Raw genomic sequence first — 7,159 nt, 5'->3', positions numbered from 1 at the left:
GTTGCGGAAGGACTCGCACCACGTCACCGCCGCGTCCGGGTCCGCCAGGCGCAGGGCCGGGAAGCGGTGGAGCAGGGCCCCGACGGCGACCTCGGCCTCCAGCCGGGCGAGTGCCGCGCCGAGGCAGTAGTGGATGCCGTGGCCGAAGCCGAGGTGCCCGCCCTCGGGTCGGCCGCCCTCGGGCCGGCCGGCGCCGAAACGGCCGGCATCGAAACGCCCGGGGTCGTCGAACTGCTGCGGGTCCCGGTTGGCCGAGGTGAGGGACATCCAGATCCGCTCCCCGGCGGCGATCCGGACGCCGCCGATGTGGACGTCCTCGCGGGCGAAGCGCCGGGAGGCTAGCATGGACGGGCTGTTCCAGCGCATGACCTCGTCGACCACCCGGCCGACGGCGAGTTCGCCCGACCGGAGCGAGCGCAGCGTCTCCTCGTGGGTCAGGAGCGCCAGGACGGCGTTGCCGACGAGGTTCGCGCTGTTGTCGTACCCGGCGAACAGGAGGAGGAAGGCGAGGGCCACGAGCTCGGGTTCCGAGAGCCGGTCGCCGTCCTCGTGGGCCGCGATCATCTGGGTGAGGAGGTCGTCGCCGGGCCGGGCGCGCTTGGCGGCGATCAGGTCGACCAGGTAGCCGTGCATGTCCTTCAGGGCCCGGCGGGACGCGAGCGGCGCGTCGGGGGCGGGTGACCGCAGGGCGTCCGTCCACGTCCGGAAGTCCCGGCGGTCCTCCTCGGCGATGCCGAGCAGGTCGCAGATCACCGTGAGCGCCAGCGGCGTGGCGAAGTCCCGCATGACATCGGCGGAGTGGCCCCGGAAGCCGTCGAGGAGCTCCGCGGTGCGCCGCTCGACGGCCGGCCGCAGCCGGGCGACGTTGCGCACCGTGAAGGCCGGGGCGACCAGGCGGCGCACCCGGGTGTGGTCGGGCGGGTCCAGGTTGAGGAGGTGCGCGTCCAGCGCCGACGGCATCGAGGCGCCGTGCGTGCCGGTGCTGGTGGACGTCAGCTTGCTCAGCGACAGCCGTGGGTCGGCCAGGCCCGCGCGCACGTCCTCGTAGCGGGTGACGAGCCAGACCGGCGCGCCGTCCGGCGTCGTCGTGCGGACGACCGGGCAGGCCGTCCGCAGCTGCGCGTAGCCCTCGTGCGGGTCGGTCAGCAGCAACCCGTCGAACAGCGTGCCGTCGGACGCCAGCCCGTCGGACGGCAGCCCACCGACCGGCATGGCGGGGTCCGTCATGAAGCCACGACTCCGGCGTCGAAGCCGCCCGGGGCGGCGAAGCGGTCGGTCACGGCGGCCACGACGGGCGAGGACGTGTAGGCGACGGCGACCTTCACCAGGAAGGCGACCTCCTCGGCCGGGTCGACGGCCACGGGCTCGTGGCGGCCCGGCGCCGGGGCCGGCACGGGCGCCCCGGCCGCGTGCGTGCGCAGCGCCACGCTCACCTGGGCGGCCTCCACGGCGGCCTCGACCTCGTCGGGTGCGAGGTCGCGCCCCCGGGCGAGGTCGCGCGCCGCGTCGGCGGCCGTGTCCGTGTAGTAGGGGCGGAGCCGGAGCTGGGCGTCGCGGATCTCCACCCGCTGGCGGGCCACGAGGAGGTCGAGGTCCTGGAGGCTGTCGGCCTGCTGGTTGTCCCCCTGCTGGCCGCCGCGGGGCGCGAGCGTCATCCGGCCCTCGCGGATCTCGATGGCCGGGCGGGCCAGCAGCGCCCGGGCCGACCAGGGCTGCTGACGGTCGTTCGGCGGGAGGAGGACGAGCTCGGGGAAGGCGGTCGCGAGGTCGTGCCAGAGCGGGTAGAGGCGCTTGTACGCGCGGTAGGAGACCACGAGGTCGCGCAGGCGGTCCGCGCCCTCGCCCCAGGCGGGCATGGTGAAGCCGACGGAGAACAGCAGGGCCGAGACGCTGGCGGACAGCGGGGCGGCGATGCTGCTCACGGTGTGCAGGGGGGAGGTCCCGATCTGGTCCCAGAGCATGTTGAGGATCTTGGGCACCCCGTAGCCGAGGCCGAAGAACGCGCCGAGCGCGACGGTGCGCAGGCCCCGGCGCAGCCACGGGCGGTCGACCGCCGCGGCGTAGCGCCGGCACAGCACGATGAGCATCACCATGCTGGTGGTGAAGAGGAGTTGGTAGCTGAGCAGGAAGACCGAGATGTACGGGACCTCGGCGAAGGTGACGTCGAAGTCCACCGGGTGTTCGACGCCGTCGACGTTGCCGAGGAAGAAGAAGACGGTCATCGCGACGATGGTCGTCAGCGAGTAGCCGACGCCGATCCAGTGCCGCACCCGCATGCCGCTCTGGGCCGAGGACCAGGACACCAGCAGGGCGATGAACCCGGAGACGCACACCGCCACGCAGACGTAGATGATCAGGGTCGCGATGTTCGGCACGCCGAGGAGGCGATCGATCCCCATGTAGACGTGGGGCGAGGCCAGCACGAAGGGCGCGGCGAACGTGGCGATCGAGAGGCACAGGATCTGGAGTTCGCGGTTGCGCCAGTCGCGCACGAGGTCGCGGACCTTGTAGAAGAAGGCGGTCCAGGTGATGACCGCGAGTACGGCGTAGACGACGGTGAGCAGCAGCACGGGGCTCGACCTTATCGTCAATCGTGCTCAGCGTGAATCGTGCTCAGCGTGAATTGCGCTCCAGGGCGGCACCGATGTGCCGGACGAGGTTCGCCATGCCGGGGCTGACGGATTCCTGCCGGGTGCGGGAGGCGGCGCGGCCGGCCCGCAGCGGGAGCAGTGAGGCGACGTACTCGGCGGCCCGTTCCTCCTGGGAGGTGTAGACGGACCTGGCCAGGACGGACTGCACGAAGCGCGGGTCGAGGGTGGGCATCAGGAGCCGGGCGGCCTCGTCCTGGTCGGCCTCGGTGAAGCCGTGGCCGAGGAGCATGTGGCCGAGCTCGTGCATGACGATGTGTTCCTGGTGGGCCCGGCTGGTGTCCGCCAGGTAGAGGACGTAGTCGACGTCGTCGGTGGCCACCCACAGGCCGCAGGGGCTGCCCTGACGGACCGGCAGGGGGATCGGGACGAGCGAGATGCCGCGTCCGCGCTGCTGTTCGACGCGGTCGACGAGCGAGTTGATGCTGAAGGGGCTCGGGAGGTCGATCCGGGCCACCACGTCGGCGCAGTGTTTTCGCAGGTCCTTGTCGTTCAACTCCGGCCCCCAGAGGCGTTCGTTCTGCTTCCATCGGACAAACACCACGCCATCCCCCGGACGCTGATCGGGCTCCCCCAGGCCGCTCGGCCGCGGACGGCGTGCAGAGGAGCCTAACGAATCGGCCCGCCCGGTCCCGCCGGGCGGGTCCCGTTCACATGCGCCGGCGTGGATCGGCCTTGCTGAGGAGGTCGAGCATGGGAGAGAGGGCCTGGAAGGCGTCCTCGGGCAGCCCCGCGACCTGGCGCAGGGCGATTCCTCTGGCGCCCTGCGCCTTGAGCGCGCCCAGCAGGAGCAGGTCGTTGGGGTCGGCGGCGGGGATGCGGTGGTCGACGAAGTAGCCGGCCGGGAGGCTGATGCGCGCGGCGAGTTCGCCCAGGGGCAGGCGCAGCCGCTCGTCCCACTGACCGGAGCGCAGGCCGTCGAGGGCGTCGCGGCCGATCGGGCAGTTCCTGGCCGTCAGGACGGCGATGCGGGCGTCGTCGTCGAGGGTGGCGGCGGTGTCGGGCTGGAGGACCTTGAGGATGCCGTCGAGGCGCTGGAGCACCATGTCCGGGTCGGGTGCGGGCGTCCGGCCGGCGGCGGCCTCCCCCTGTCCGGCCCCCTCGGAGAGGAAGTAGGAGATCGGCACGCGGTAGACGTTGGCCAGCGCGGTCAGGCTGTTGATGCCCGGGTTCGCGACCCGCTCGTTGCGCAGGTTGTGCACCGTCTGACGGCTGATCGTGGGGCTGCCGGGGTACCGCTCGGCGTAGTCCTGGCTGGCCTGTTCCACCGCGTGGTAGTCCCGCGGGCCGGTGCCGTCGGGGTGTCCGGTGCTCATGAGGTGCGTGAGTCGCTCCGCGATGGTCCGGCGGTGAGCCGCGGTGTCCTCGGCCATCTTCCTGTGCACTCCTTCGCGGTGTCGGGTCCAGCCTCGTCAATCATACGTGACGACCGGTCAGCGGAACGGCGATCTCATCAAGGATTCTTGACAGACGGGGGTCGGTGTATGCACGATCGGTCGCGACGCCGCACCGGACGGTGAGGATCTGCAAGGCGTGGACGGGAAGTACACGGGGGCCGTCCCGCCGCGACACGGGGGCAGGTCCCGTCTCCGCCCGGTCGGCGAACGAAGGTGCCGCATGCGCGCATCGCATGCGCCGCCGGCCACCCGCAGCCACCCCACGGGCTCCGGGTGGCCGGCACCGCACCTGACCACGAGCTCCGGTGGTGGAGGGGAGACGGGGGTTTCCCTCCACCCCGGCAAAACGTCCGCAGCAGGTCGGCAACGTCCGCAGCAGATCAGTAACGTCCGCAGCAGGTCGGCAGAACGTCCGCAGCAGGTCAGTCCGGGTCGCCCTCGGGCAGCAGCCCCGCCGCGCGGTCCCGGGCCTCCTGGACCATGATCGGCGGGTCCGGGTCGGGGTCCGAGGGGCGCGGCGGTTCCGGGCCGTCCGGGCCGAGCCGCACGACCGGTTCGACGCGCACCAGCTGGAAGCGGCGTCCGGCGGCCTCGACGGTGTTGGCCCGCTGAGCGTCCAGGCGGTCGGCCGCGGCCGCGTAGGCGGCGAGTTCCTCCTCGCCGAGGCCCGGGTCGGTCATCGGCGCGAACTCGCGCAGGTAGGCGGCGAGGGTGTCGCGGGCGGCCTGCGGGGTCTCGCAGGCGCCGGTCATCGGGCCCCAGCGCCCGTCGCGCTGCTCGGCGACCGCGCAGTGCACGGGCAGCACGAACACGTTCGGGTGACGCGCGGAGGCGGACCTGGCGTCCTCGCGGACGTCCTCGGTGATCGAACGGCCGCTCGGCACCAGGGTCATCAGGTCGAGCCGGACGATGCCGTCGACCAGGGAGACGGCTGCGGCCGGGTCGATCACGAAGCCGTCGACCCGGGACGGCGCCCGGTGGCCGCGGCCGACCGGCGCCGGGTCCGGATCGGTGGGGCGGGGCGGTTCGACGCCCTCGGGGCCGCCGCGCAGCACCTGTTCGGCGCGGAAGACCCGGTACTGCCGTCCGGCGACGGTCAGTTCGTCGAGCTTCTCCCACTCCAGCCGCTCGTACGCGGCGGTGTAGGCGGCGCGTTCGGCGTCGGTGATGTCCCAGGGCGCGGCCCACCGGCCGCCGGGCTCGCCGTGCGCCCAGCAGCGGAAGACGTGCCCGAGGTCGTCGCGGGCGCCCTGCGGCGTGCCCGCGTGGAAGCAGAGGATCCGCCAGGCCCCGTCGGGGGTGCGCTCGATCGAGCCGAAGACCGGCGGCATCATGAGGAGGTCCGGGTAGCGTTCGCGCGATTCCCACGCCTCCAGGCCGGCCACGGCGGAGACCGGGTCGTCGGTGTGGGTGACCCGGATGGTGAGGTGGTCGGGGAAGGGCACCACGTCGTCGTCCATGCGGCCAGTGGTAGCGCAGCGGGCCGTCGTCCGGGGTGTCCTTGGGTGAACCGCCCTCGTACGGTGGGTGGTTGTGGGACCCTTCGGCGCTACTGCGCGCCCTGGGCGGTCGCCTCGGCCGCCTCCGCGGCCCGCCGGTCCCGTTCGACGCGCCAGCGGCCGAGCATCCCGTGCAGCTCGTCGATCATGAACTCGAAGAACTCGGCGCTCTCCGCGAGCCGGTCGCCGGCCGCGGTGCCGGCGCCGACGATCGACTCGCCGTCCTTGAGGACCCGGATCCAGCGCATCATCATCTCGTCCCGCCGCGTCAGCGACTCGAACCAGACATCACCCCGCACCCGGTAGCGGTCGCGCCGCGAGCCCGGCTCGCGCTCCTTGGAGACCAGGCCGACCTGGGTCAGGTAGCGCATCGCGCCCGAGACGGCGGCCGGACTGATCCGCAGCCGCTCGGAGAGCTCGGCGGAGGTGAGCACGCCGCTCTCCTCGGCCATCAGGCAGGAGAAGATCCGCGACGGCATCCGGGCCATGCCCGCCACCACCAGGTCGGCCGCGAACCGCTCGACGAAGTCCGCCCGCTCCTGCTCCCGCTCCACCAGCACCCACCGTCCCGAGTCCACCGTCGATCTTCCGACGTCCTCCGACGTCCGAGGAAACTTTAACGCCTTCCCAATATTCACGTTTTTCCGAAACTACGGTACCTTCAACAGCATGACGAAGGCAATCACGCTCTCCGGCCTCCGCAAGAACTTCGGCCGGACCACCGCGCTGGACGGCCTCGACCTCGACGTCGAGACCGGCGAGGTGCACGGCTTCCTCGGGCCCAACGGCGCCGGGAAGTCCACCACCATCCGGGTCCTGCTCGGCCTGCTGCGCGCCGACGGCGGCACCGCCCGGCTGCTCGGCAAGGACCCCTGGCACGACGCCGTCGAGCTGCACCGCCGCCTCGCCTACGTCCCGGGCGACGTCGAACTGTGGCCGAACCTCACCGGCGGCGAGGCGATCGACCTGCTCTCCCGGCTGCGCGGGCGCCCCGACCGCCGCCGCCGCGACGAGCTCGTCGAGCGCTTCGACCTCGACCCGACCAAGAAGGGCCGCAGCTACTCCAAGGGCAACCGGCAGAAGGTCGCCATCGTCGCCGCCCTCGCCTCCGACGCCGAGCTCCTCCTGCTCGACGAGCCCACCTCCGGGCTGGACCCGCTCATGGAGGTCGTCTTCCAGGACGTCGTCCGGCAGGCCGTCGAGCAGGGACGGACCGTCCTGCTCTCCAGCCACATCCTCGACGAGGTGGAGAAGCTGGGCGACCGCGTCAGCATCATCCGGCGCGGCCGGGTGGTCCAGAGCGGCACCCTCGGCGAACTGCGCCACCTCACCCGCACCACCGTCGAGGCCGAGACCCTGCGGCCCGTCACCGGCCTCGACGCGCTGCCCGGCGTGCACGGCGTGCGCACCGACGGCGCCCGGGTCCGCTTCGCCGTCGACGGAGGCGAACTCGACGCCGCCGTCCGCCGGCTGAGCGAGGCCGGACTGCGCAGCCTGGTCAGCCACCCGCCCACGCTGGAGGAGCTCATGCTGCGCCACTACGGCGACGAGCTCGCCACCGAGCACCTCGACGCACCCGGTGCGGACGCCGGGGCCGCACGATGACCGCCACCGC

At 72.7% G+C, this 7,159-nt stretch carries 7 protein-coding genes; 1 reads left to right on the top strand and 6 read right to left on the bottom strand.

All coding sequences use genetic code 11. The features are described 5' to 3' along the window. The 6 genes from AB0O00_RS25225 to AB0O00_RS25200 all read right to left on the bottom strand — a co-directional run. Nucleotides 1-1,227, bottom strand: a 1,227-nt coding sequence (locus tag AB0O00_RS25225) for a cytochrome P450 (RefSeq protein ID WP_363655365.1), incomplete at its 3' end; no start/stop codon positions are given. Continuing rightward, nucleotides 1,224-2,570 (bottom strand): MAB_1171c family putative transporter, encoded by a 1,347-nt coding sequence (locus AB0O00_RS25220; protein WP_363655363.1) that lies wholly within the window; start codon nucleotides 2,568-2,570, stop codon nucleotides 1,224-1,226. The genes AB0O00_RS25220 and AB0O00_RS25225, both read right to left, overlap by 4 nt. Before the next feature lie 43 nt (nucleotides 2,571-2,613). Further along, complete coding sequence (locus AB0O00_RS25215; RefSeq protein ID WP_363655362.1) at nucleotides 2,614-3,189, bottom strand: hypothetical protein; 576 nt, start codon at nucleotides 3,187-3,189, stop codon at nucleotides 2,614-2,616. Between the two features lie 109 nt (nucleotides 3,190-3,298). Next, on the bottom strand, nucleotides 3,299-4,021 hold the full coding sequence (locus tag AB0O00_RS25210) for a hypothetical protein (RefSeq protein WP_363655360.1): 723 nt from the start codon (nucleotides 4,019-4,021) through the stop codon (nucleotides 3,299-3,301). A gap of 446 nt (nucleotides 4,022-4,467) precedes the next feature. Continuing rightward, nucleotides 4,468-5,505: a DUF5954 family protein gene (locus tag AB0O00_RS25205; RefSeq protein WP_363655358.1), complete on the bottom strand. Its 1,038-nt coding sequence runs from the start codon at nucleotides 5,503-5,505 to the stop codon at nucleotides 4,468-4,470. Between the two features lie 89 nt (nucleotides 5,506-5,594). Continuing rightward, a complete protein-coding gene (locus tag AB0O00_RS25200; protein WP_363655356.1) occupies nucleotides 5,595-6,122 on the bottom strand; it encodes a MarR family transcriptional regulator in 528 nt (175 codons plus the stop codon). Between the two features lie 91 nt (nucleotides 6,123-6,213). Between AB0O00_RS25200 and AB0O00_RS25195 the strand changes: the two genes are divergently transcribed. Then, on the top strand, nucleotides 6,214-7,149 hold the full coding sequence (locus tag AB0O00_RS25195) for an ABC transporter ATP-binding protein (protein ID WP_363655354.1): 936 nt from the start codon (nucleotides 6,214-6,216) through the stop codon (nucleotides 7,147-7,149). Nucleotides 7,150-7,159 lie beyond the last annotated feature (10 nt).

Origin of the sequence: Kitasatospora sp. NPDC093558 (genome assembly GCF_040683475.1) — a bacterium.
GTDB lineage: Bacteria > Actinomycetota > Actinomycetes > Streptomycetales > Streptomycetaceae > Kitasatospora.
The sequence above is the reverse complement of the archived record's forward strand: the minus strand, read 5'-3'. Positions and strand labels throughout refer to the sequence as shown.

Excerpts from the sequence above, each read along its gene's own strand:
- AB0O00_RS25210 (WP_363655360.1), bottom strand. The coding sequence starts at position 4,021 with ATGGCCGAGGACACCGCGGCTCACCGCCGGACCATCGCGGAGCGACTC.
- AB0O00_RS25205 (WP_363655358.1), bottom strand. The coding sequence starts at position 5,505 with ATGGACGACGACGTGGTGCCCTTCCCCGACCACCTCACCATCCGGGTC.
- AB0O00_RS25195 (WP_363655354.1), top strand. The coding sequence starts at position 6,214 with ATGACGAAGGCAATCACGCTCTCCGGCCTCCGCAAGAACTTCGGCCGG.